The organism is Micromonospora sp. NPDC050417 (genome assembly GCF_044458865.1).
Lineage (GTDB): Bacteria > Actinomycetota > Actinomycetes > Mycobacteriales > Micromonosporaceae > Micromonospora_G.
The window spans coordinates 418,148-439,674 of record NZ_JBITIH010000001.1; the positions used below are offsets into that span (position 1 = coordinate 418,148).

Genomic DNA, 21,527 nt, shown 5'->3' on the forward strand with positions numbered 1-21,527 from the left:
ACGATCATGACATGAGCGTGGTGGCGGAGACACACGGATCCGGGCTGCCGATGTTGTGCCTTCCGGGTTTCAGCCTGGCCCGCTCGGCGATGGTCGCCGCACTGGAACCAGCCCTCGCGGCCGGCCCCGGGGTGCGCCGGATCTACCTCGACCTGCCCGGCACCGGCCAGTCCCCGGGCGGTCCCCCGAACTCGGACGGCGTGCTCGACTGGATCGGTGAGGTCGTCGACCGGGAGATCGGTTCCGAACCGTTCCTGGTCGCCGGCTGGTCGTACGGCGGCTACCTGGCGGCGGCGCTGGCCCGGCGGCGACCAGAACAGGTCGGCGGCCTGTTGTTGATCTGCCACGGCACCAAGATCCTCCGGGCGGACCGGGACGTGCCCGTCGCCCCGGTGGTGTCCGAGGAGGCCGATTGGCTGGTGGAAGTGCCTCCCGACCTGCGCGCCCATCTCGCCGTGGCGCTCGGGAACCGGACCCGGGAGACGGCCGGGCGGGTGGCGGGCGTACTGGTCGCCTCCGGACCGGGCGACGAGGAATACCTGGAACGGTTGCGCGCCGGCTACCAGCTCGCCGACGAGGACTCCACCCTAGTCTTCAGCGGACCGACCAGTATCGTCACCGGCCGCCAGGACTACATCGCCGGGTACGCCGACCAGTTCCGTGCCCTCGCCCGCTACCCGTCGGCGAGCTACGCGGTACTCGCCGACGCCGGGCACTACCTGCCGTTCGAGCAGCCGGAGGCGTTCCGCGGCCTGATCCTGGACTGGCTCGCCCGCTGCGGGGTCCCGCTCGGCGGCCCGCCGTTCCCTCCCTCCTCGGACTGACGGCCGTTCCCTCCCTCCTCGGGCTGACGGCCGTTCTCTCCCTCCTCGGGCTGACGTCAGCCGCGCGACGTCCAGGCCGGGTGCGGGACGACCCCGACCCGGTCGAGGAAGTCCCGCAGCACCCGGTGCCAACGCGAGGGAACTTCGAGGTGCAGGTCGTGGCCGGCATCCGACAGTTCCACCAGCTCACTGCCGGGCAGCCGGTCCAGCATCCGCCGGGCCTGCTCGACCGGAACCACGCCCTGCCCAGCGCGTACCACCAGGGTCGGGCAGCGGACCGCCCGCCAGTCGGCCCAGAACGGCGCACTCGACGACTCGCGCAGTGACTCGACCATCAACTCCGGCACGAACCGGGGCCACCAGCCGTCCTCCTCCTCGACCAACCCGTCCGCCCAGGCCCGGCCCCGGCGACCGCCGCCGAAGAAGCGCACCGCGTCCGCGTACGACGGGAACGGGACCGGCCACCGGGCCAGCCAGTCGGCGGTTCGGCGCGGAGCCGCCGGGTCCCCACCCGGCCAGGCGTCCACAATCACCAGAGCCTGGACGAGTCTCGGGTAACGCGCCGCGGTGAGCATCGCGGTGTGCCCGCCGAGCGCGTGTCCGACCAGCACCACGGGGGCGGCCCGCAGCGCACCGAGCACGGCGGCGACGTCCGCCACGTACGCGGAGCGGGTCAGTTGCGCGGGGCGGCGCTCGCTGCGTCCGTGGCCCCGCTGGTCGAGCGCGAGCACCCGGTGGGTGCCGCCGAGCGCGGCGGCGCTCGCGTCCCACTCGCCCGAGTGGCCGGCCAGGCCGTGCAGGAAGAGGACCGTCGGTTCCGGACCCGGTCGGTCCAGACAGGCTAGTCGTACGCCGTCCCGACTCAGGTTCTGCCAGTTGCCGGCCACCACCATGGGCACCCCCTCGCCGGTGGGACCCCACCCACCCCGCCGAACCGAATTCTCGGCCGCCTCCGCCCCGACCAGGCAATGTACTCAAGTAACGATTTGATTACTTGCCGTGCTGCACTTGCCTCAAAGTCTCACCAACGGGACTCTTTTGTGCGGACCGCTCCCCCCGGCCCCGCCGCATCCAGGAGGCAGCATGCAGATCCCCCGGCCGTTCGCCCGCACGCTCCGACAGCTTCTGGCACTCAGCTCGGCCACCCTGCTCGCGGTCGGCCTGGGCACGGTCACGGCAGCACCGGCGGGCGCCGCCGGAGTCGGCTACGTCCGGCTCGCGCACCTCTCCCCGGACACCCCGGCGGTCGACGTCTACCTGGGCGCGGCGACCGGATCCGCCGAACCCCGCGTCTTCCCCGCGGTCGGCTACGGGGTGGTTTCGGGTTACCTACCCCTGCCCGTGGGGCGGTACGCGGTCGCCATGCGCCAGGCCGGCGCCCCGGCCAGCGCACAGCCGGTCCTCACCACCGAGGTCGCGGTCACCGCCGGGAACGCGTACACGGTCGCCGGGGTGGGCCGCTACGCCGACCTGGGGCTGCGGGTGCTCGACGACGACCTGAGCGCACCAGCCAGCGGCTGGTCGAAGGTACGGGTGGTGCAGGCGTCCGTACGCGCACCCGTGATCGACATCGCCGCCGCGTCCGGTCCGACCATCGCCAACGGGGTCCAGTTCGCGACCACCACGCCCTACACGCAGGTCCGGCCCGGCTCGTGGAAGCTGAGCCTGAACACCACCGGAGGTTCACCGACCACGGCCGACGTCAGACTCGCCGCAGGTACGGTCTACTCGCTCCTGGTGCTCGACGGGAAGCAGGGCGGACTCACCACCGAACTGCGGGTGGACGCCAAGGGCGGATCGGTGGTCCCCGCCGGTGGTGTGGACGCCGGCGCCGGCGGCGCCCGCGAGGCGGTCGCCGCTGCGGACCCGGGTCACCAGGTCGACGCGATGAACACGACCGGGCCGAGCGATCGGGCGTACCCGTTCATCGCGGCCACCGCGGTCGCTGGGGTGCTGCTGTCGATGCTCGCCGCGGCCGTGGTGCTGCTGGCCCGGCGCCGCGCGCGGCCCACCTGGTGAACACCGCACCGTCCACCCGCGCCGCCACGATCGTGCGGCACCGTGGACGGTGGCGCCCACGGTCCGGGTCACTCGGGGGTCTCCCCCGAGCGGTGCGGCCATCATCCGGGGGTCGCCGGCGGACCACCCGACTGCTCCTGTTCGGGGTGAGTCTGCTGCTCGTCGGCGCGGTCAGCGGCACCGGCGGCGGACCGGACCCGCACGACACCGGACAAGCCAGCCCGGCCGCCAGCGCACTCGCCGGGCCGGACGGTGAGTGGCGTGCCGGCTGCGTCTCCGGCTGCCCGCCGTCGGGCCCCGGCACCACCACCGGCGGCGCGGATCCGCTGCCCGGCCCCGAACCGGCCAACTCGTCCGCCGGCCCACCCACCCGGGTACGGATTCCCCGCATCGGCGTGGACTCGTCCCTGGCCGTACTGGGACTGGACCGGTCCGGGCGGCTGGAAACCCCGGCCGACTACGCCCAGGCCGGCTGGTACGGTGCCGGGCCAGCCCCCGGCGACACCGGACCGGCCGTGATCGCCGGACATGTCGACTCGACCACCGGCCCCGCGGTCTTCTACCGGCTGCACGAGTTGCGTGCCGGCGACCGTGTCGAGGTACGGCGAGGAACGACCTGGGTGCCGTTCCACGTCGTGGCGACCAGCCGGCACGCCAAGGACGACTTTCCCACCGCCGAGGTCTACGACCCCACCCCCGGGCCGGAGCTACGCCTGATCACGTGCACCGGCAGCTTCGACCGCGCCACCCGCAACTACCGCGACAACCTCGTCATCTTCGCCGTCGCGGGGTAAGGAAGGGCCCCCTGTTATCGCTTTTTGTATAGGAAGGGGCCCTTCCTAACCGAAGCGACGTGAAGCGCAAGCGAAGTGGGGTGGGGTGGAATGGGGTACACGCGGGGTGGGAGGGGGGAGGGAGGTAGGTCAGACCGGGCGGCGGCCGGGGAAACCACACTCGACCCGGTGGTACCAGCGCACCTCGTCGTCCCCCTCCAGCCAGCACCAGAGCACCTGCCGGCCCTCCCGCTCACCGGCGAAGTCGAGCAGCACCGGGGCAAAGCCCTTGACCTGGATGTCGTGCTCGTTGAACTCGTCGAGGATGCCGTGCAAGCGGGCTTCCAGGGCCTTGAGCTCCGGCATCCCACCCAACGGACTGAGCCCGCCGCCGCTGAGGTCGGCCCGCAGTTCGGCCAGATCGGCCCGGATCGAGATCAGCTCGTCGATCCGCGGACGCAGGGTGGCGACCAGATATCTGGCCTGGGCGAGGGTGAACACAACGGACAGTATGGGGCACCGGCCGCCGTACCGGGGGAAGCCCGCTCCAGGTTCTCAGTCGCTCTGCGCCGCGATCTCCCGGGCCCGGTCGCGGGCCGCTTCCAAGGCGGCGAGCAGGGCCGCACGTACGCCGTGCTTCTCCAACTCCCGGACCGCCGAGATGGTGGTGCCGGCGGGTGAGGTCACCGCCTCACGCAGCTTCACCGGATGTTCACCGGAGTCGCGCAGCATCGTCGCCGAGCCGATCGCGGTCTGCACGATCAGCTCGTGGGCGACCTGTCGGGGCAGCCCGAGTAGGATGCCGGCGTCGATCATCGCCTCGACCAGCAGGTAGAAGTAGGCCGGTCCGGAGCCGGAGAGCGCGGTGACCGCGTCCTGCTGCGACTCGGGCACCCGGATGGTCGCGCCGAGCGGGGTGAACATCTCCTCGGCCAGGCTCAGGTGCGCGCCGGTCGCGTACGGGCCGGCGGAGATCGCGGTCATCGCCTGGTCGACCAGGGCCGGGGTGTTCGTCATGACCCGGATCATCGGGGTGCCGTCGGGCAGCCGTTTGCCGAAGAAGCTGGTCGGCAACCCGGCGCAGAGCGAGATCACCAGCTTGTCGGCCGGAACCTTCGGGCCGATCTCCTCCAGCAGCGCGGCGGCGTCCTGCGGCTTCACCGAGATGGCGAGCACGTCCGCCTCGGCGACGGCGGTGAGGTTGTCGACCACGCGGACGCCGTACCGGGTGGCCAGTTCCTCGGCCCGGGCCAGGCGACGCGTCGTGGCCAACAGTCTGCTCGCCGGCCAACCCGCCCGGAGGAGCCCGGAGAGCATCAGCTCGCCGATCTTCCCGGTACCGATCACGGCCACGGTGTGCCCACCCGGCGCCATCCGCTCTCCCCCATCTCGTCGCACCGGCCCGTACGGCACCGGCTCGTCACCCTAACCCTGGCCCGGGACGCCCGTACCGGCCGCCGTACCGGTTCGGGGCGGACCCCGCCGGTCTGGGACCAGCTTCCCGGAGTCCACCCCGAACCGGTGACGACACGCGCCGGACTAGCTGCCGAAGAAGACCTCGGCCTCTTCGTAACGCTCCAGTGGCACGGTCTTCAGCTCACGGGTCGCCTCGGCCAGCGGCACCCGCACGATGTCGGTGCCCTGCATGGCGACCATCTTGCCCCAGTCGCCGTCGTTCACGGCGTCGATCGCGTGCAGGCCCAGCCGGGTGGCGAGGACCCGGTCGAACGCGGTCGGCGTGCCGCCGCGCTGGATGTGCCCGAGGACGACCGTACGGGCTTCCTTGCCGGTCTTCGCCTCGATCTCGCCGGCCAGCCACTGGCCGATGCCGCCGAGCCGGACGTGACCGAAGGAGTCGAGTTCCTGGTTGTGCAGCACCATCTGCCCGTCCAGCGGTTGCGCGCCCTCGGCCACCACGACGATCGGGGCGTACTGCTTCTGGAACCGCTTCTCGACGTACGTGGCCACCTGCTCCACGTCGAACTGCCGCTCGGGCAGGAGGATGACGTTGGCGCCGCCGGCCAGGCCGGCGTGCAGCGCGATCCAGCCGGCGTGCCGGCCCATCACCTCGACGACCAGGGTGCGGTGGTGGCTCTCGGCGGTGGTGTGCAGCCGGTCGATCGCCTCCATCGCGATGTTGACCGCGGTGTCGAAGCCGAAGGTGTAGTCGGTGGCGCCGAGGTCGTTGTCGATCGTCTTCGGTACGCCGATGACGTGGACGCCGAGCTCGGTCAGCTTGGTCGCGACGCCGAGGGTGTCCTCGCCGCCGATCGCGACCAGCGCGTCGACACCCTGCTCGGCCAGATTGTCCTTGATCCGCCCAACGCCGTTATCGATCTTGAACGGGTTGGTCCGGGACGAGCCGAGGATGGTCCCGCCCCGAGGCAGGATGCCCCGCACCTCGTCGATGCCGAGCGGCTTGGTCAGCCCTTCGAGCGGACCGCGCCAGCCGTCGCGGAAGCCCACAAATTCATGACCGTAAGTAGCGACACCCTTACGAACGACCGCTCGGATCACCGCGTTCAGACCCGGGCAGTCACCGCCGCCGGTGAGCACGCCGATACGCATGATCTGCTCATCCTCCAGGAGCTGCAGGTTAAGCCCAATTCAGCCCCAGGAACGAAGTCACATCAGACTATCGGCGTCATTGCCGGCCCGGGGCGGGCCGTCAATGCGCACTGTAGTCGCCACAAGGGAGCCAAGCCAGCATGCTCACAGCCGTTGACCCAACCGTCGCCGAATATCAACAAAGGCTTCTCCGAACCTGATGATCAATCTCTGCCCGGGCCCGCGACCGGTCTGACCGGTGCGGATCAACCCCCCATGGCGCGCCAACGGGCCAGGTTGTGCCGGGCATCCACCAGCGCGTCGTGCCGGGCCGACGCCGCGACCGGCAGCGACGGGCGCCCCTGGTCGTCCCAACGCTGCCGCAGGTCCTTGGTGAACCTCGGGATCTCCTGGGGCAGCGCCGGCATCGCTCCCCAGAGCTGCGCCAGCGCCACATGGTCGTACGCCGCGTACCAGGCCCAGAGTTCGATCTGCTCGTCCTGGCGACCTCGCACCGGCTCGACCAGGAACTCGTAGAGATCGTCCCGGATCCGCTCCCGGGAACGCCAGGCCCGGTCGGCCGGGGACGGGAGCTTGTCCAGCACGTTGCGGCGCACCCAGGGCACCGCGCGGGAGTCGTCGAACTGGGTGGAGACGGCGTAGAACTCGCGGCCGTACTCGTCGACGACACCGATCGACACCAGGTCGACGATCCGGCCGTCCTCGATGAACTCGCAGTCGTAGAAATAGCGGTAAACCATTCCCGCCATCCTCGCCCACCGGCCCGGCCGCCCCTGCGCCGGGGGCATGCCCGCCACCAGCGGCGATCATCCGGCTGCCGCGGACCGGGTCGTCCCCGGATCGTGGGAACGCGTCGTGCGGCTCTCGCCGAACGGGTGCTCCGGCTACCACCGGAGGCACCCGCACCGCTCTCACACGACCGCCCGCACCGCTCTCCCGCGACCGGCCGCACCGCTCTCACACGACCGCCCGCACCGCTCTCCCGCGACCCCAACCCGCCACGCCCCCGTACGGCCCCCACCCAGCGGCGGATCTGGTGACCAGAATGCCGGCCGCCAGGACGCAGGACTGTCACAGAAGCGATTCGAGGGGTGTACAGCACGCGACAGGACCGTCATGATCTGATGTGTACCGCTACCGGACAGGTCATCCGGTGTCAGATCATCTGGCTCTCGGGGGCGGGAGCCGTGACCGAGTGCAGACTGTGAGGGGTTGAGCCTTGGAGGTTCGCCTGCCGGAGCCGGGTGACGCGCTCACGGGTGTGCAAATGTTCGCCGGCCTTGAGCCGGAGGTCCGGCAGCGGGTGATCGCCGCCGCGGTGCCGCGTACCTATCGCAAGGGTCAGTTGCTCTTCGTCGAGAACGACCCTGGGGAGTCACTCATCGTGCTGCGGCGCGGCGCGGTGGTCGTCTTCCGTACGGCACCCACCGGCGAGCGCGCCGTGCTGTCGGTGATCCGTCCGCCGGACGTTCTCGGCGAGGTCTCCCTCTTGGACGCCTCGACCCGATCCCTCTCCGCCGAGGCGATCGAGGACTGCACCGCGCTGGCGCTCTCCCGGGGCGCGTTCATGGAACTGGTCCACTCCAATCCGCGCATCCTCGACGCCGTGATGCGGTCGCTGGGCGGCCTGATCCGCCGGCTCACCGAGCAGAACGCCGACCACGTCTTCCTCGACCTGCCCGGCCGGGTGGCGAAGACCCTGGTCCGGCTCGCCGGGGAGAGCCAGGCCCCGATGATCACCATCGAGCTCAACCAGAGTCAGCTCGCGGAGATGGCCGGCGGCTCGCGGCAGAGCGTCAACCAGGCGATCGGTTCCTTCGCCAGCCGGGGCTGGCTGCGGACCGAGGGACGCCGGATCGTGGTGACCGATGTGGGGGCGCTGCGGCGCCGGGCCGGGATGTCAGACCGCTGAGCGCCGGAATGGCAGGCGGCTGAGCCGGGATGGCGCACCGCTGAGCGCCGGAATGGCGGGCCGCCTGGGCACCGGGGGATGCCGGCGGCTGATGCGGCCCTTCGAGGCACTCAAGACGCAGAATGTGGGGCTCCCGGTTCGCCGTCGGCGAACCGGGAGCCCCACATTGCTGTCTGCTCAGGGGTAGACCGGCAGATCAGGGGTTGGTGCTGGTCGGGCCGACCCATTCCTTGTGGTCGCCACCGCCGCCGCTACCGCCGCCCTCCTCGCCCACGATCCCCTCGGCCTGCAGCCGAGCCAGGGTCGCGGCGTCCACATCGACCATCTCACCCGCAGCGTGGTTGACGCCCTCTTCGTCAGTCCACCCCTGTACCAGCTGGACGTACACCATCGACGTATCTCCCTAACATCGCTCGATCACTTGGCTGCCCGACTGTAGCCGGCAGTCGCTTGTGTCAGCCGGCCGAACGAGTGTCTGCTAGCCAACAGCCCGGTTCCCGACACTGGCGTGGACCGGCGATACTCGGCGTTGGCGACCAACAGGCCAGCACCGGCGCAACACGGCCAGCCTGGCGTAACCCGGCCAGCACACCGCAAGCCGGGCAGCGCCAACGACCGGTTCGCCCCCGTGTTCCGGCTGGCACGCTGGCCGGTGACAGCAGCCCGACCATCCCGACTGCGGTAGGAGGACACGATCTCCGCTCCGTGCGCGACGTGTGGCCGGATCGCCGCAGCCGAAGACCGCTTCTGCGGCGGCTGCGGCAACGAACTCGTACCCGCGTGTCCACACTGCGACCGGCCGCTCGCCGCCAACGCGGCGTTCTGCACCTCCTGCGGCAAACCCCGGCCGGGTGGGAGCGTGACTCGACCGGCGACGGCCGCACAGGAGGACCGGCGTCGGGTCAGTGTCCTCTTTGTCGACCTGATCGACTTCACCCCGTACGTCGAGCGGGCCGACCCGGAACTGGTCCGCGGCATGCAGACGAGCTTCTTCTCGGCGGCCCGCCGCGTGGTCGGCCAGTACGGCGGGGTGGTGGAGAAGTACATCGGGGACGCGGTGATGGCGTTGTTCGGGGCGCCGGTGGCGACCGAGACCGACGCGTTGCGGTGTGTCCGAGCTGGACTGGAGTTGCAGCGGGTGCTGGCCCGCTTCGCGCCGGCGGACGCCGGTGGGCTCCGGTTCCGGGTCGGGGTGGCGACCGGTGAGGCACTGGTCGACGTCGCGGCGGCCCGCGACGGTGGTCAGGCGATCGTCGCCGGTGACGTGGTCAACACCTCGTCCCGGATGCAGTCGGTGGCGCCACCGGGTGGTGTGCTGGTCTGCGGCAACACGTACATGCTGACCAAGGACTCGATCCGGTACGAGGAGCAGCCGCCGGTGACGCTGCGCGGGCGCTCCTCGCCGACCGAGGTGTGGCTGGCCCTCGCCCCGGTACGGCGACAGCACCCGGACCGGGAACTCGACTCGACCCCGCTGATCGACCGCGAACACGAACTGGGCCTGTTGGTCAACGCGCTGCACCGGTCGGCACGGGAGCGGGTCCCGCAGGTGGTCACGGTCTTCGGCCGGGCCGGGATCGGCAAGAGCCGGCTGGTCCGGGAGCTGTTCCGGCACGCGGACCGGTTGATCGACGAACCGGTGACCTGGCGGACCGGGCGCTGTCCCCCGTTCGGCGAGAACGTCACGTTCGCCGCGCTGGCCGACATCGTCAAGTCCGAGGCCGGCATCCTCGACACCGATCCGGCGACCGTGGCGGCCCAACGCCTGGAGGCGGCGGTCGGCGAACTGTTGCCGAACGAGGGTGGGAGCGCCCGGCTGGTAGACGCGCTCCGCCCACTCGTGGGGCTCCCGGGGCCGGCGCTGCCGGTGGAGGAGACCGAGTCGGCCTGGCGTCGGATGCTGGTCGCGCTCGCCGCCCGCCGGCCGACGGTGCTGGTCTTCGAGGATCTGCACTGGGCCGACGAGGCGATGCTGCGCTTCGTCGAACTGCTCGGTGCCTCGGCTCGGGACGTACCGCTGCTGCTGCTCTGCACCGCCCGACCGGAGTTGGTGGACCGGGAGCCGAGTTGGGCGGCGAGCATCACCTCGTCGTTGACGATCAACCTGCCTCCGCTGCGCAACACCGGGATCGCCTCCCTCTACGCGCACATGTTCGGCCAGGCCGCGTTCTCCGCGGACATGCTCAGCCCGCTGGTCGAGGTGGCCGACGGCAACCCGCTCTACGCCTACGAGTACGTCCGGATGCTGATCGAGCAGGGGGCGCTGCGCCAGTCCGGGCGGGGGTGGTCGCTGGAGAAGCAGCACGACCTGCCGATGCCGGACAGCGTGCACGCGGTGATCGCGAACCGGGTCGACCTGCTCGACGTGATCGACCGGACCGTGCTGCTGGCGGCGTCGGTGGTCGGAATGCAGTTCTGGCCGGGTGCGGTCGCCTCCGCGCTGGGCCAGCCCGTCGAGTCGGTCGAGCGGGCGTTACGCCGCCTGGAGCAGCGGGACTTCGTCCACGAGCAGGCCGGGTCCATCATGGCTGGCCAGCCGGAGTTCCGGTTCCGACACGTACTGGTCCGGGACGTCTGTTACCAGCGGCTGCCGCGTACCGAGCGGGTGGCCCGGCACGAGCGGACCGCGGACTGGCTCGACGCGTTGTCCCGCAGCCGGGACACCGACCTGGCCGAGGTGCTGGCGCACCACCGCTGGGCCGCGCACGAGATCGCCGGCACGCTCGGGGTGGACACCGAGCGGTACGCCCCGGCCGCCCGGGACGCGCTGCACCGGGCCGCCCGGCGGGCGTACGCCCTGCACGCCCTCGACGCGGCGGCGAACCACGCGGGCCGGGCGCTGCTGCTCGCCGGTCTCGACGACAAGCTCGACCGGTTGCAGTTGGAGTTGCTCAGCACCGAGATCTCGTTCTTCCGGGACGGTCGCGCGTTCCTCTCCGGCGGCGGCACCGAGCAGTTGACCGCGCTCGCCGACCGGCTGTATTCGATCAACGACCAGGGTTCGGCCGCCCGTGCCTGGACCCTGCTCGGGCACGCGGCGTGGCTGCGGGCCGACCGGGCGGCGGCGCTGGACTGCCTCGACCGGGCGGTGGAGTTGTTCGACGCGCTGCCGGACAGCGAGCAGAAGGCGGAGGCGTACGCCGAACTCGGCCGGCTGCACATGCTCAACCTGGAGCGCGACCCGGCGCTCGCCGCCGCCGGGGCAGCGGCCGAGATCGCCGAACGGCTCGGTCTGGTCGAGGCGCAGGTCAACGCCCGGATCACGGTGGCGATGACGCGCTACCAGGCCGGTGACCGGACGGGTCTGGACGAGTTGCACGCCGCCGTGCAGTTCTGCCGTGCGAACAAGTTGCAGGCGCTGCCCCGGGCGATGCAGAACCTGGCCTACGCGATGTTGGAGGAGGGCGACTGGGTCCAGTCCAACGCCCTGCTCACCGCGGCGACCTCGGATGAGGCGGACGGGCAGCCGCTGACCACCGGCTACTCCGGCGAGGCGATGCGGGCGTACTTCAACGGCGAGTTCGGCAAGTTGCTCGCCGCCGCCGACGCCTTCGTCGACACCGAGGACGGCCGGTGGGACATGCAGGTCCGGGGGTTGCGCGCCTGCCTGCGGGTGCTGCGTGGCGAGCCGGTCCCGGGCACCCAGGACGGCGCCCAGGGCATCACCAACCGGTCGGCTCCGCTGGGCGACGACATCGCCGAGGCGCTGGAGACCGCTCGCCGCAGCGGCTTCCACCGGTTGCACTGGACGGTGTTGGGGCCGGCCGCGCTCTGCCGCGCCCTGCAGGGACGCAGTGGGGACGCGGCGGCGCTGATCGACGAACTGGCAGAAGCCTGGTCCACCGTACCGGCGCTGACCAGCGGCGAGTGGATCACGGCAGCCGCGTACGCCGCCGCGTTGACCGGCCGGGACCAGGCGGTCCGGGTTCGGGGCATGCTCGACCGGGTGACCCACCGGACGCCGTGGGCGGAGGCGGCGCTGCGGGTGGTCACCGCCGCGGTCGCCGCCGCCGACAGCGACCATGGGCGCGCTGCCCAGTTGTACGCCGCCGCGGCGGAGATCTACGCGCAGATCCCGGACGTCACCGACCGGATGCTGGCCCTGGCGTTGGCCGGCGGGGAGTTGAGCCGCTCCGGGGACCGGGCCAGCGCCCAGGTCACGCTCGCCGAGGTGCGCGCCTTCGCACTGCGTAACCAGGCCCCCGGGCTGCTTCGGTTGGGTGGAAACCCGGGCGGTGCGGGCTGGTCGCCGGTGCTGGCGTCGTAGCGGTCCGTCGCCCTGCCGGGGAGCCGTCACCGGTGGCCCTCAGGCGGCGATCCGGTCCGGGGGTTCCACCGTCGGGCCGGGCTTGCCGGCGAGTTGCCCGGTCTTCACCTGTTGTGCGTAGACGTCGACGTACTCCCGGCCGGAGAGCTCCATCAGCTCGTACATGATCTCGTCGGTGACGGCGCGTTCGACGAACTGCTCGCCGGCGAGCCCGGCGTAGCGGGAGAAGTCCAGCGGGGCGCCGAACCTGATCCGTACCCGTCTGATCTTCGGCAGGAGGGTGCCCGGCGGCTGGATCTCGTCCGCGTTGAGCATCACCACCGGGATGACCGGGGCACCGCTGACCAGAGCCAGCCGGGCCACCCCGGTCTTGCCCCGGTAGAGCCGACCGTCCGGTGATCGGGTGCCCTCGGGGTAGATGCCGGCGAGCTTGCCCTCGGCGAGGACCTGGAGTTGGGTGTCGAGGGCGGCCTGGGCGGCGCGCCCGCCGCCGCGGTCGACCGGGATCGTGCCGGTGCCGGTGAAGAAGGAGCGGATCAGCCAGCCCTTCAGGCCCCGTCCGGTGAAGTATTCCGCCTTTGCTACGAAGGTCACTTTTCGCTTCACCATCAGCGGCATGAAGATCGAATCTGAGAACGACAGGTGGTTGCTCGCGATGATCGCGGCACCCGTGCCAGGGACGTTCGCCCTCCCCTCGACCTGCGGCCGGAAGATCAGCCTCAGCCAGGGCCCGAGGATGACGTACTTCATCAGCCAGTACAGCACGGGCGTCCTTTCCGGGCGCGTCGCGCGGGTGCGCACCTCGGCTCCACGGGCGGATCTGTCGGGAATGAGCCTACGAACCAAGTACGGCACGCCACAACGCACTCCCGGAACCCGTGTTCGCCGTGTCACGATTCAAGGCACGGCACGCGCGATCGGCGCTGCGGGGGTCTTGATCGGGCGCGCGCACGCGCCGGTGAGGGAGGGTATCCAGTGTCACCGGGTGGTGCCCGCCGAGGGCGGCGGGACAACGGGCTCGACGCGACCGAATACGCCGTCGCTGGCGACGTGGATCCACGGGTGGGAGAACACCTGCTGGACGTCCTCGCCGCCGGCGGCATCGCCGCCTACCTCCAGCCCTCCGCCGACCTCAACCCGGTGACCCGGACCACCACGGTCCCGGCCCGACCGACCGACCGGCTCTACGTCGACCGGACCCACCTCGCCACCGCCCGCGACTACCTGACCCAGCTCGCCGACGAGGGCGTGCCGACCCCGCCACCGGAGCGTCCCGACCCTGACGTGGAGGCCGAGTGGGCGCGGATCGTCGCGGGCTACCACACCGACGTGACCGGTGGCGCCCGGCCGTGGCCGGCGTCCGAGGACGTCTCCACCGACACGGCGACCGATCCGGCCGGTGCGGCGACCGGCACCGCCACCCGTACCGGACAGGAGAGCGCCGGGCCGGCGACCGAGGTACGCCCCTTGCAGTCCGCCACCGAGATCTCCGGCATCTCGCTGGGCGGGCGCTCCGACGAGCCGTCGCTGCTCGACGGCCTGGACACCTTCGGTGCCGATCTGCCGGACGACGCCGAGGACCGTTACGTCCCGCCGCCTCCGCCGCCTCTGCCGCACGTGTCGAAGTACGCCGTGGCCGGCGTACTCGCGGTGGTCGTCGGTTTCCTGCTCTTCGTCTTTCCCGACCTGCTCCCGGTCGACCGCGGCCTGGTCACCCTGATCGGGTTCGCCGGGATCCTGACCGGATTCGTGACCCTGGTCTGGCGGCTTCGCTCCGGTGACGAGGAGGACGACGATCCGGACGACGGTGCCGTGGTCTGACGCGATAACGGACGGATAGTGAGATTGATCGCACACCGCTCCCTTGCGTAACACTCGTGTAACTTGATGTCAGTAGGAATACTGCTGTACGTCACCTCTCCCCCTCACCCCTATCGACTGCCCGATAGCGCATCATTCGCGGTGGTCGCCTCGCCCGGAACGAGGTGCCCGAATGCGACAGAGTCCGCTTGTGGTGGTGGCCAACCGCCTACCGGTTGACGACGGCGTGGCGCTCGACGGCGCCTGCGAGTGGCGTCGTAGCCCCGGTGGCCTGGTCGGCGCCCTACATCCGATCCTGAAGAAGACCCCGGCGGTCTGGGTCGGTTGGGCCGGCGGAAGTGGGCCGGCTCCCGCCGTACCGGACATCGACGGTGTACGGATGCACGCGGTGCCGCTGAGCGACGAGGACATGCGGGACCACTACGAGGGTTTTGCCAACGCCACCCTCTGGCCCCTCTACCACGACGCGGTCGAACAACCCGTCTACCACCGCCGCTGGTGGGAGGCGTACCAACGGGTGAACCAGCGGTTCGCCGAAGCCGCCGCGGAAGCCGCCGAACCGGGTGCCGTGGTCTGGGTGCAGGACTACCACCTGCAACTCGTACCCGGACTGCTCCGGGCGCTCCGCCCCGACCTGCGGATCGGCTTCTTCCTGCACGTGCCCTTCCCACCACCCGAACTGTTCATGCAGCTACCCCGCCGGGCCGAACTGCTGCTCGGCATGCTCGGCGCCGACCTGGTCGGCTTCCAGCGGGCCCAGGCCGCGCACAACTTCGCCCAACTCGCGGCCAAGGTGCTCAAGCTGCCCGCCACCGACCGACGGATCGCGGTGGACGACCGGATGGTTCGCATCGGCGCCTTCCCGGTCTCCATCGACATGGCTGAGATGGAAGCGCTCTCCCGCCGGCCGGAGGTGGTCCAGCGGGCCCGCCGGCTCCGCGCCGACCTCGGCGACCCGCAGCACGTCATCCTGAGCATCGACCGGATGGACTACACCAAGGGCATCGAGCAGCGACTCAAGGCGTACAGCGAACTGATCGCCAACGGTCACATCAAGGTCCGCGACACGGTCATGGTCCAGGTGGCGGTGCCGAGCCGGGAACGGGTCGAGCAGTACCAGGTCCTCCGCGAACGGGTGGAGCGCGAGGTCGGCCGGATCAACGGCGAGTTCGGGCGGGTCGGCGAGCCGGCGATCCACTACCTGACGCAGCCGTTCGACCGTACCGAGTTGGCGGCGCTCTACCGGATCGCGGACATCATGGCGGTGACGCCGTTGCGGGACGGGATGAACCTGGTCGCCAAGGAGTACGTCGCCGCCCGGGTCGACGACGCGGGCGCACTGCTGCTGAGCGAGTTCGCCGGGGCGGCGGCGGAGTTCACCCAGGCGTACCTGGTGAACCCGCACGACCTGGAGGGGTTGAAGCTGACCCTGATGCACGCGCTTCAGGCGACCCCGGCGGACGTGACCGACCGGATGCGTTCGATGCGCGACCATCTGCGGACGTACGACATCCGGGCCTGGGCTCGGGCGTATCTGACGGCGTTGGATCAGACGGGGGCGCTTGCTGATCGTCTGGCGCCTGCTTGATCTCTGGTTCTGGTGGGGGCTTCGGGAGCGGCGCGCCCCGCTCTGGGAAGTCAGGCTTGATCCCGTCGCGGGGCACGCCGCCCCCGAACCCCTGACCCGGTCGGGCTGGGCGGCGTCAGCCACCGAGGGTTTTCATGGCCACAGTGGTGCTCGGAACGGGTGGGTTGCCGCCACTGGTGGGGGGTCAGGGGGTGGGGGCGTCCTTGTCCAGCCAGTCGAGGATGGCGTCGATCGGTTCACGCCAACGGGCGTCGAGCATCAGGTCGTGTCCCATGCCGGGGAAGAGCAGCGGGGCGGCTCCGTACCGGGCGGCGGCCCTGGTGAGCGCGCTCGCGGAGACGATCCGGTCGTCAGGGCTGCCGAGGACCAGCAGCGGCGGGTTGCCGACCGGCGGCTCCGGGTCCCGGTGCGCGAGTAGCTGCCACTGGGCGCGGGCGGTGGCCCGCCCCAGTCGGGCGGTGTAGTCGGCGGCGGTGGCGGCGGGGAGTTCCCGGCTGAACAGTTGGCGCCGGCTCAACCTCAACCGCCCGCCGAAGACCGCGGGCAGGGTGCCGGCGGGGTTGCGGCGCAGCGCACCGCCGAAGGTGCCCCACCCGCCGAGGACCGGCGCGACCAGGACACCCGCGCGGGCCGGGTAGCGGGCGAGCGCCTGCGTCACCACGAGGGCGCCGGCGCCGTGCCCCACCAGCACCGCCTGCCGAGGCAGGCTCGCCGCCACCTGGACCACGTCATGGACGTACGCCCGCAGCGTCGCCTTCGGCGCCGCGCCGCTGCCGCCGTGCCCGCGCAGGCTCACCGCGTGCGCCGCGAACCCGCGCGACGCGCTGTGTTCCAACCAGTGCTCGGCGAACGTCCAGGCACCGTGGCCGAAGCCGGGTACGAAGAGAACCGGTGGCTTACCCTCGTCCGTCTCGGGGGTGGCGCTGCGCACCTCCCGGTGTACCGGTGGGACGGGACTCGCCCAGTCCCGGGTCCGGATGATCCGGGTCCGGCTCATGTCGAGATCTCCAGATCGTCGAGAACGGTTTGCAGTTCACGCAGGTAGTCGTGGTGGCTGATCTCGAACCAGTGCCGGGTGCTCTCCTTCACCTTCGCCGAGTTCCACCGGCCGCCCGCCCCGGCGTCGACCCGCGCGCTGAACGCGCCGGCCCGGTCCGGTGCGGTCTCCTGGAGCCGCAGGCGCCGGGCGATCGCCACCGTCTGCCAGTGCACCAGGGGGAAGATCCCGGAGTCGGCCTGGAGCAGTCCGGCGACGGCGAGCGTGGGATGGCGGCGGGGGAAGGCGTTCAGGTAGAGCGAGGGGCGGCCGGCGGGGTCGCCGCCGAGCAGCGCGGGGTCGAGGAACTCGAACTTCGGTAGGTAGCCGGTGGCGAGTACGACCAGGTCGGGGTCGATCGTCTGGCCGTCGGCGAGTTCCACGGTGTTGCCCCGGAAGCGGGCCACGTCCGGCACCGGGCTGATCCCGCCGTGACCGACGTAGTAGACGAGTTGGCTGTTCGCGATCGGGTGCGTCTCGTAGATCTTGTGATCGGGTGCGCGGAGGCCGAAGCGGGTCAGGTCGCCGACGGTCAGCCGCAGCGTCCGGGCGGCGAACCACTGGCGCAGGCCCAGCGGTAGCCGGGTCAGACCGGCGTTGACCTGGTCGGTCGGGCGGCCGAGCAGGTACTTGGGGACGTACCAGTAGCCGCGCCGGGTGGAGTGCCATGCCTTGCTGGCCTGCTGGGCGGCCTCGACCGCGATGTCGCAACCGGTGTTGCCGGCCCCGATCACCAGCACCCGCTTGCCCCGTAACTGGGTGGTGTCCTTGTACGCGGAGGCGTGTATGACCTGGCCCCGGAACTCGTCCAGCCCTTCGTACGCGGGGATCTTCGGCGACCAGTTGTGCCCGTTGGCGATCACCACGGCGGCGTACCGCTGGATCCGCTCGGCGCCGTAGCCACCGGTGCTGCGGGTGGTCACGTCCCAACGGTTGCCGTCGGCCGGTTCGACCCGGATCACCTCGGTGCCGAACCAGACGTACTGCAGCAGGTCGAAGTGGGCGGCGTACCGCTCCAGGTAGCCCAGGAGCTGGCTGTGGTGCGGGTAGTCCGGCCAGGAGTCCGGCATCGGGAAGTCGGGGAACTCGGTGGACGGCTTGGACGAGATCAGGTGGGTGCTGGCGTACACCGGGCTGCGGTCGTGTCGCCAGTTCCAGGCGCCGCCGACGCTGGTCTCGCGTTCGTAGCAGTCGACGCCGAAACCGTGCTCCCGGAGGTTCTTGATGGCGGCCAGGCCGCTGGCCCCGGCGCCGATCACGCAGACGGTGCCGCCCCGGTCGTAGACGGGGCGCCCGTCCGGACGCAGGGTGGCGCTGGTTTCGGAGCTGTCAAGGCCGATGGAGGTGGACACCGGGGAATCTCCTTTTGTCCGGCACGAATGCCGAGTGCTGCCGAATCCTCTCGACTTCCGTCACCCTTTGTCCAGCCCACCGCCCAACGTTTGGTCATTCCTCCGGCGATCACCGATCGACGGTCACCGGGACGTGGGCCGGCAGCAGCAGCTCCGCGAGGATCGGGAAATGGTCGCTGGCGCGGCGGGTCTGTGGCGTGTCCAGCACGTCGTAGCCGGTGACCTCGATCCTCGGGTCGACGAAGAGGGCGTCGATCCGGTCCCGGGGTGCGGTGCAGGGGTAGGTGCACCGGTTGGCCCGGTCGACGGCAACCGCCGCGTCGGTGAGCCCGTCGGCGATGGTGCGCCAGGCCGCCCCGCCGGAGTTCTCGTTGAGGTCGGCACCGAGCACCACCGGCGGGCCCAGCCCGGTGAGGTCCCGTTTGAGCAGGGCCGCCTGGCCGGGGCGTTCGGTCGGGTCGGTGCCGAGGTGGGTGCCGACGACCACGAACGGGGCGGTGGTGTCGGAGCCGACGGCACACTCGGCGAAGACCGCGCCGCGCATGTGCCGCCCCGGGGTGAGCGGGAACTGACGGTGCCAGGTCCGGTTCACCCGTACCCGCAGGCTGGTCAGGACCAGGTTGCCCAGGGACGGCAGTCCACCGCCGCCGAGTACCAGCCCCAGCGAGTCGGCCAGCGCCCCGCACTTGTGCCGCCAGCGGAACCGACGCGGCCCCTCCTGCACGATCACCACGTCCGGTTCGGCCGCCCGTACGGCCGCGGCCAGCGCGGCGACGTCGTCGCGCTGGCCGTGCACGTTGTACGACAACACCCGCAGTCGTACGCCCGCGACACCGGTCTCCGGAAGTTCTGCCTGCGTCACGGCGGACACTCTCCTTCGTCAGGGTCGGCCGGGCGGTTCCACGGTCCCGGTCCGGGACCCGCGCTAGCGGCGTCGGGCCAGGTCGGCGGCGCCGATCATGCCTGCGGTGTTACCCATCTCGGCTGGCCGGATCTCGGCGACCGGGAGCCGGCCGCGCTGCGCCAGCGCTTCGGTGAAGGTCCGCCGGGTCGGGCCCATCAGCAGGTCACCGGCCTCGACCACGCCGCCGCCGACGACCAGCACTTGCGGGTCGAGGATCTGCACCAGGTCGGCGAGTCCGAGGCCGAGCCAGTGGCCGATCTGGGCGAACGCCTCACCGGAGATCGGGTCGCCGTCCTGGGCCGCGCTGGTCACCATCGGCCCGGTGATCGCGTCGACCTCGCCACCGGCCAGTTCGAGCAGCCGGGTGGCGCGGACCGGGGCCTGGCGGGCGCCCGCGCGGGCGAACCGGACCAGGGCGTTGCCGCTGGCGTACTGCTCGATGCAGCCGAGCCGACCGCAGCCGCAGAGGTGACCCTCTGGTACGGAGAGGAAGTGGCCCAGTTCGGCGGCGATGCCGTGTGCGCCCCGGAGCAGTTCGCCGCCGAGGATGATGCCGCCGCCGACACCGGTGCCGATGGTGAGCATGACCATGGACTCGTCCGCGTGCCGGCCGGCGCCGTGCCGGAACTCGGCCCAGGCCGCGACGTTGCCGTCGTTCTCGACGATCACCGGCAGGTTGACCGCGGAACTGACGTAGTCGCGGATGGGTTCGTCGCGCCAGGCGATGTTCGGTGCGAAGAGCACGACCGAACGGTCGGCGTTGATCCAGCCGGCGGCGCCGATGCCCACCGCCTCGATCTCGCGACCGGCGGCGAGTTCCGAGACGACCTCGACGATGACGTCGCGGGTCTTGGCCACGTCGTCGGCGGGGGTGTCCCGCCGGGTCCGGGCCAGTACCTCGCCGTCGGCGTCGACCACGCCCGCGGCCACCTTGGTACCACCGACGTCGACTCCGATGGTCAGCGTCACCGCCGCCGCTCCCCTCTGTGCTCTGCTCCGCCGGTACCACACCGGCCGATCATGTTCCGTTCCCGCCGGTGGGCCCGACGCGGGTCAGGCCCCGTCGCCCTCGGCGGGCACCGGCTCGCCCGGAACCCGGGCGGCGGGCACCACCCTGGGTGTACCACCGGAACCGGCGGCCGGAACCGCTCCGCTGGAGCCGGTCGGCGCCGGCCGGGTGGCGGCGCCGATGGGCTCGGCCGGGTCGTCGGGCGGGTCGGCCCGGTCGGAAGGGGGGTCGGAGGCCGCGCGGGTCGCGGCCGCCCAGACGTCCCGCTCCGGGGCCGGCCACGAATCATGCCTGGTACGGGTGGCCTCGCGCCACACCGCGTCGTCAGCCGGGTCGGCCGGGGTGCCGAACGCGTCGGTGGTGGTGCCGAACGCGTCGGGGTCGGCACCGTGCGTGTCGGCGCCGGTGGGAGATGTGGCCGGTTCCGGCGTGCCGTGGTCGTTGGCGGTGGAGAGGGCCCGCAGCAGGCTGGCCAGGCCGGCCGCGAAGTCGCCGGCACCGGTGGCGAGCCGTTCGGCGAACTCTGGGCTCGGGTCGCGCAGCGCGGCGATCGTCCGGCAGATCGGGCAGGCGCGGCATTCGGCCGAACCGGTGGCGAATCCGCTGCCGGTGGTGCCGTCGTCGGCGTGACCAAGCACACTGGTGACCAGGTCACCCAGGGGGCCGAACCCGCCGAGCCGGCCGGACGCGCCCAGTCGGGCCGCGGCCAGCGCGGTGACGACCAGACGTTCGGCCTCCGTACGCGCGGACCCCGGATCGGTCGCCGTCATGCCCGCCTCCTTTCGCCCCGACGCCGCTTGCCGCGGGTGGCTCAGTCCGTCGCCCCGAGGGACTCGACCCGCCGCTTGAGCTGCTTCAACGCCGTATCCATGATCATTTTCTCGGCCTTGCGCCGGAACATCCCCAGCATGCCGACCTTCAACTCCACCTCAAGGGTGTACGTAACCGTGGACGTACCGTCGCCGTTGTCGCCGATGTCGTACGACCCGTTCTGCGCCTGCTGCATCCGGGACGCGGCAGCCAGGTGCCACTCGATCCGCGAGATGTCCTCGGCGTACTCGTAGACGAGGGTGTACTCGTCCGCCAGCACCCCGGCATCGATCACGAACCGGACCTGGCTGGCGTAACCGTCCTCGTACTCCTCCAGCACCTCCACGCTACGCACCGCGTCGGTCCACTCGGGGTAACGCGCGAAGTCGCAGATCACCCCGGCCACCCGGTCCACGGGTGCGGAGATCACGATCGACTGGATGGAGGAGTCCGCCATGTGGGGCAGGCTACCCGGTTCACCAGCCGAGCCGGCCGTCCGGCTCAACCCCGGCACGTACCTGTCCCATCGGCCTGCCCCGGTTCCCGACCCGGACGGGCGGGTAGGTTTCCGGTATCCGGCCCCGCCCCACGTCCCACCCCCTGGGGGCCGAGCACAACCCGATCGTGGGTACGAACACGAAGGA

The 21,527-nt window shown here is 71.4% G+C and carries 20 protein-coding genes; 7 read left to right on the plus strand and 13 right to left on the minus strand.

The features are described 5' to 3' along the window. Positions 1-11: 11 nt before the first annotated feature. Complete coding sequence (locus tag ACIBF5_RS01720; protein WP_396807015.1) at positions 12-824, plus strand: alpha/beta fold hydrolase; 813 nt, start codon at positions 12-14, stop codon at positions 822-824. A 56-nt stretch (positions 825-880) separates the two neighbouring features. Here ACIBF5_RS01720 and ACIBF5_RS01725 read toward each other — a convergent pair whose 3' ends face one another. After that, the gene (locus ACIBF5_RS01725; RefSeq protein ID WP_396807369.1) at positions 881-1,717 is read right to left on the minus strand and encodes an alpha/beta fold hydrolase; all 837 of its coding nucleotides are present in this window, start codon (positions 1,715-1,717) and stop codon (positions 881-883) included. A gap of 190 nt (positions 1,718-1,907) precedes the next feature. Here ACIBF5_RS01725 and ACIBF5_RS01730 point away from each other — a divergent pair, with 190 nt between their 5' ends. Together ACIBF5_RS01730 and ACIBF5_RS01735 are read left to right on the plus strand one after the other, a co-directional pair. After that, positions 1,908-2,843, plus strand: coding sequence for a DUF4397 domain-containing protein (locus tag ACIBF5_RS01730; RefSeq protein WP_396807017.1), 936 nt, complete (start codon positions 1,908-1,910; stop codon positions 2,841-2,843). A 146-nt stretch (positions 2,844-2,989) separates the two neighbouring features. Continuing rightward, positions 2,990-3,637, plus strand: coding sequence for a class F sortase (locus ACIBF5_RS01735; RefSeq protein WP_396807019.1), 648 nt, complete (start codon positions 2,990-2,992; stop codon positions 3,635-3,637). Between the two features lie 129 nt (positions 3,638-3,766). Here ACIBF5_RS01735 and ACIBF5_RS01740 read toward each other — a convergent pair whose 3' ends face one another. The 4 genes from ACIBF5_RS01740 to ACIBF5_RS01755 all read right to left on the minus strand — a co-directional run bounded on the left by ACIBF5_RS01740 (position 3,767) and on the right by ACIBF5_RS01755 (position 6,924). Next, positions 3,767-4,117 (minus strand): DUF2203 domain-containing protein, encoded by a 351-nt coding sequence (locus tag ACIBF5_RS01740; protein ID WP_121155872.1) that lies wholly within the window; start codon positions 4,115-4,117, stop codon positions 3,767-3,769. Between the two features lie 54 nt (positions 4,118-4,171). Further along, complete coding sequence (proC, locus tag ACIBF5_RS01745) at positions 4,172-4,990, minus strand: pyrroline-5-carboxylate reductase (protein WP_396807022.1); 819 nt, start codon at positions 4,988-4,990, stop codon at positions 4,172-4,174. Between the two features lie 165 nt (positions 4,991-5,155). After that, positions 5,156-6,184: a 6-phosphofructokinase gene (locus ACIBF5_RS01750; RefSeq protein ID WP_396807024.1), complete on the minus strand. Its 1,029-nt coding sequence runs from the start codon at positions 6,182-6,184 to the stop codon at positions 5,156-5,158. Between the two features lie 245 nt (positions 6,185-6,429). Continuing rightward, positions 6,430-6,924, minus strand: coding sequence for a polyadenylate-specific 3'-exoribonuclease AS (locus ACIBF5_RS01755; RefSeq protein WP_396807027.1), 495 nt, complete (start codon positions 6,922-6,924; stop codon positions 6,430-6,432). Positions 6,925-7,403: 479 nt separating this feature from the next. Here ACIBF5_RS01755 and ACIBF5_RS01760 point away from each other — a divergent pair, with 479 nt between their 5' ends. Further along, on the plus strand, positions 7,404-8,096 hold the full coding sequence (locus tag ACIBF5_RS01760; protein WP_121155877.1) for a Crp/Fnr family transcriptional regulator: 693 nt from the start codon (positions 7,404-7,406) through the stop codon (positions 8,094-8,096). A 196-nt stretch (positions 8,097-8,292) separates the two neighbouring features. Here ACIBF5_RS01760 and ACIBF5_RS01765 read toward each other — a convergent pair whose 3' ends face one another. Next, entirely contained in the window at positions 8,293-8,487 is a 195-nt protein-coding gene (locus ACIBF5_RS01765; protein WP_396807029.1) for a hypothetical protein, read from the minus strand. Positions 8,488-8,790: 303 nt separating this feature from the next. On the opposite strand from ACIBF5_RS01765, the gene ACIBF5_RS01770 reads away from it, so the two are divergent. Then, positions 8,791-12,363, plus strand: a complete 3,573-nt coding sequence (locus tag ACIBF5_RS01770; protein ID WP_396807371.1) for an ATP-binding protein — start codon at positions 8,791-8,793, stop codon at positions 12,361-12,363. A gap of 39 nt (positions 12,364-12,402) precedes the next feature. Here ACIBF5_RS01770 and ACIBF5_RS01775 read toward each other — a convergent pair whose 3' ends face one another. Then, positions 12,403-13,128, minus strand: a complete 726-nt coding sequence (locus tag ACIBF5_RS01775) for a lysophospholipid acyltransferase family protein (protein ID WP_396807031.1) — start codon at positions 13,126-13,128, stop codon at positions 12,403-12,405. A gap of 210 nt (positions 13,129-13,338) precedes the next feature. Here ACIBF5_RS01775 and ACIBF5_RS01780 point away from each other — a divergent pair, with 210 nt between their 5' ends. Next, the gene (locus ACIBF5_RS01780) at positions 13,339-14,184 is read left to right on the plus strand and encodes a DUF308 domain-containing protein (protein ID WP_396807033.1); all 846 of its coding nucleotides are present in this window, start codon (positions 13,339-13,341) and stop codon (positions 14,182-14,184) included. 172 nt (positions 14,185-14,356) lie between these two features. Further along, a complete protein-coding gene (locus ACIBF5_RS01785; RefSeq protein ID WP_396807035.1) occupies positions 14,357-15,772 on the plus strand; it encodes a trehalose-6-phosphate synthase in 1,416 nt (471 codons plus the stop codon). A 184-nt stretch (positions 15,773-15,956) separates the two neighbouring features. Here ACIBF5_RS01785 and ACIBF5_RS01790 read toward each other — a convergent pair whose 3' ends face one another. The 6 genes from ACIBF5_RS01790 to ACIBF5_RS01815 form a co-directional block, all read right to left on the minus strand. Then, entirely contained in the window at positions 15,957-16,769 is an 813-nt protein-coding gene (locus ACIBF5_RS01790) for an alpha/beta hydrolase (RefSeq protein ID WP_396807037.1), read from the minus strand. Then, entirely contained in the window at positions 16,766-18,160 is a 1,395-nt protein-coding gene (locus tag ACIBF5_RS01795) for a flavin-containing monooxygenase (RefSeq protein ID WP_396807039.1), read from the minus strand. Before ACIBF5_RS01795 ends, ACIBF5_RS01790 begins: the two co-directional genes overlap by 4 nt. Before the next feature lie 109 nt (positions 18,161-18,269). Next, positions 18,270-19,022: an endonuclease/exonuclease/phosphatase family protein gene (locus ACIBF5_RS01800; protein ID WP_396807041.1), complete on the minus strand. Its 753-nt coding sequence runs from the start codon at positions 19,020-19,022 to the stop codon at positions 18,270-18,272. Between the two features lie 63 nt (positions 19,023-19,085). Then, positions 19,086-20,033, minus strand: coding sequence for an ROK family glucokinase (locus ACIBF5_RS01805; protein WP_396807043.1), 948 nt, complete (start codon positions 20,031-20,033; stop codon positions 19,086-19,088). An 84-nt stretch (positions 20,034-20,117) separates the two neighbouring features. Continuing rightward, a complete protein-coding gene (locus tag ACIBF5_RS01810; RefSeq protein ID WP_396807045.1) occupies positions 20,118-20,843 on the minus strand; it encodes a hypothetical protein in 726 nt (241 codons plus the stop codon). A 41-nt stretch (positions 20,844-20,884) separates the two neighbouring features. After that, complete coding sequence (locus ACIBF5_RS01815) at positions 20,885-21,340, minus strand: SRPBCC family protein (RefSeq protein WP_396807047.1); 456 nt, start codon at positions 21,338-21,340, stop codon at positions 20,885-20,887. Positions 21,341-21,527: the final 187 nt, after the last annotated feature.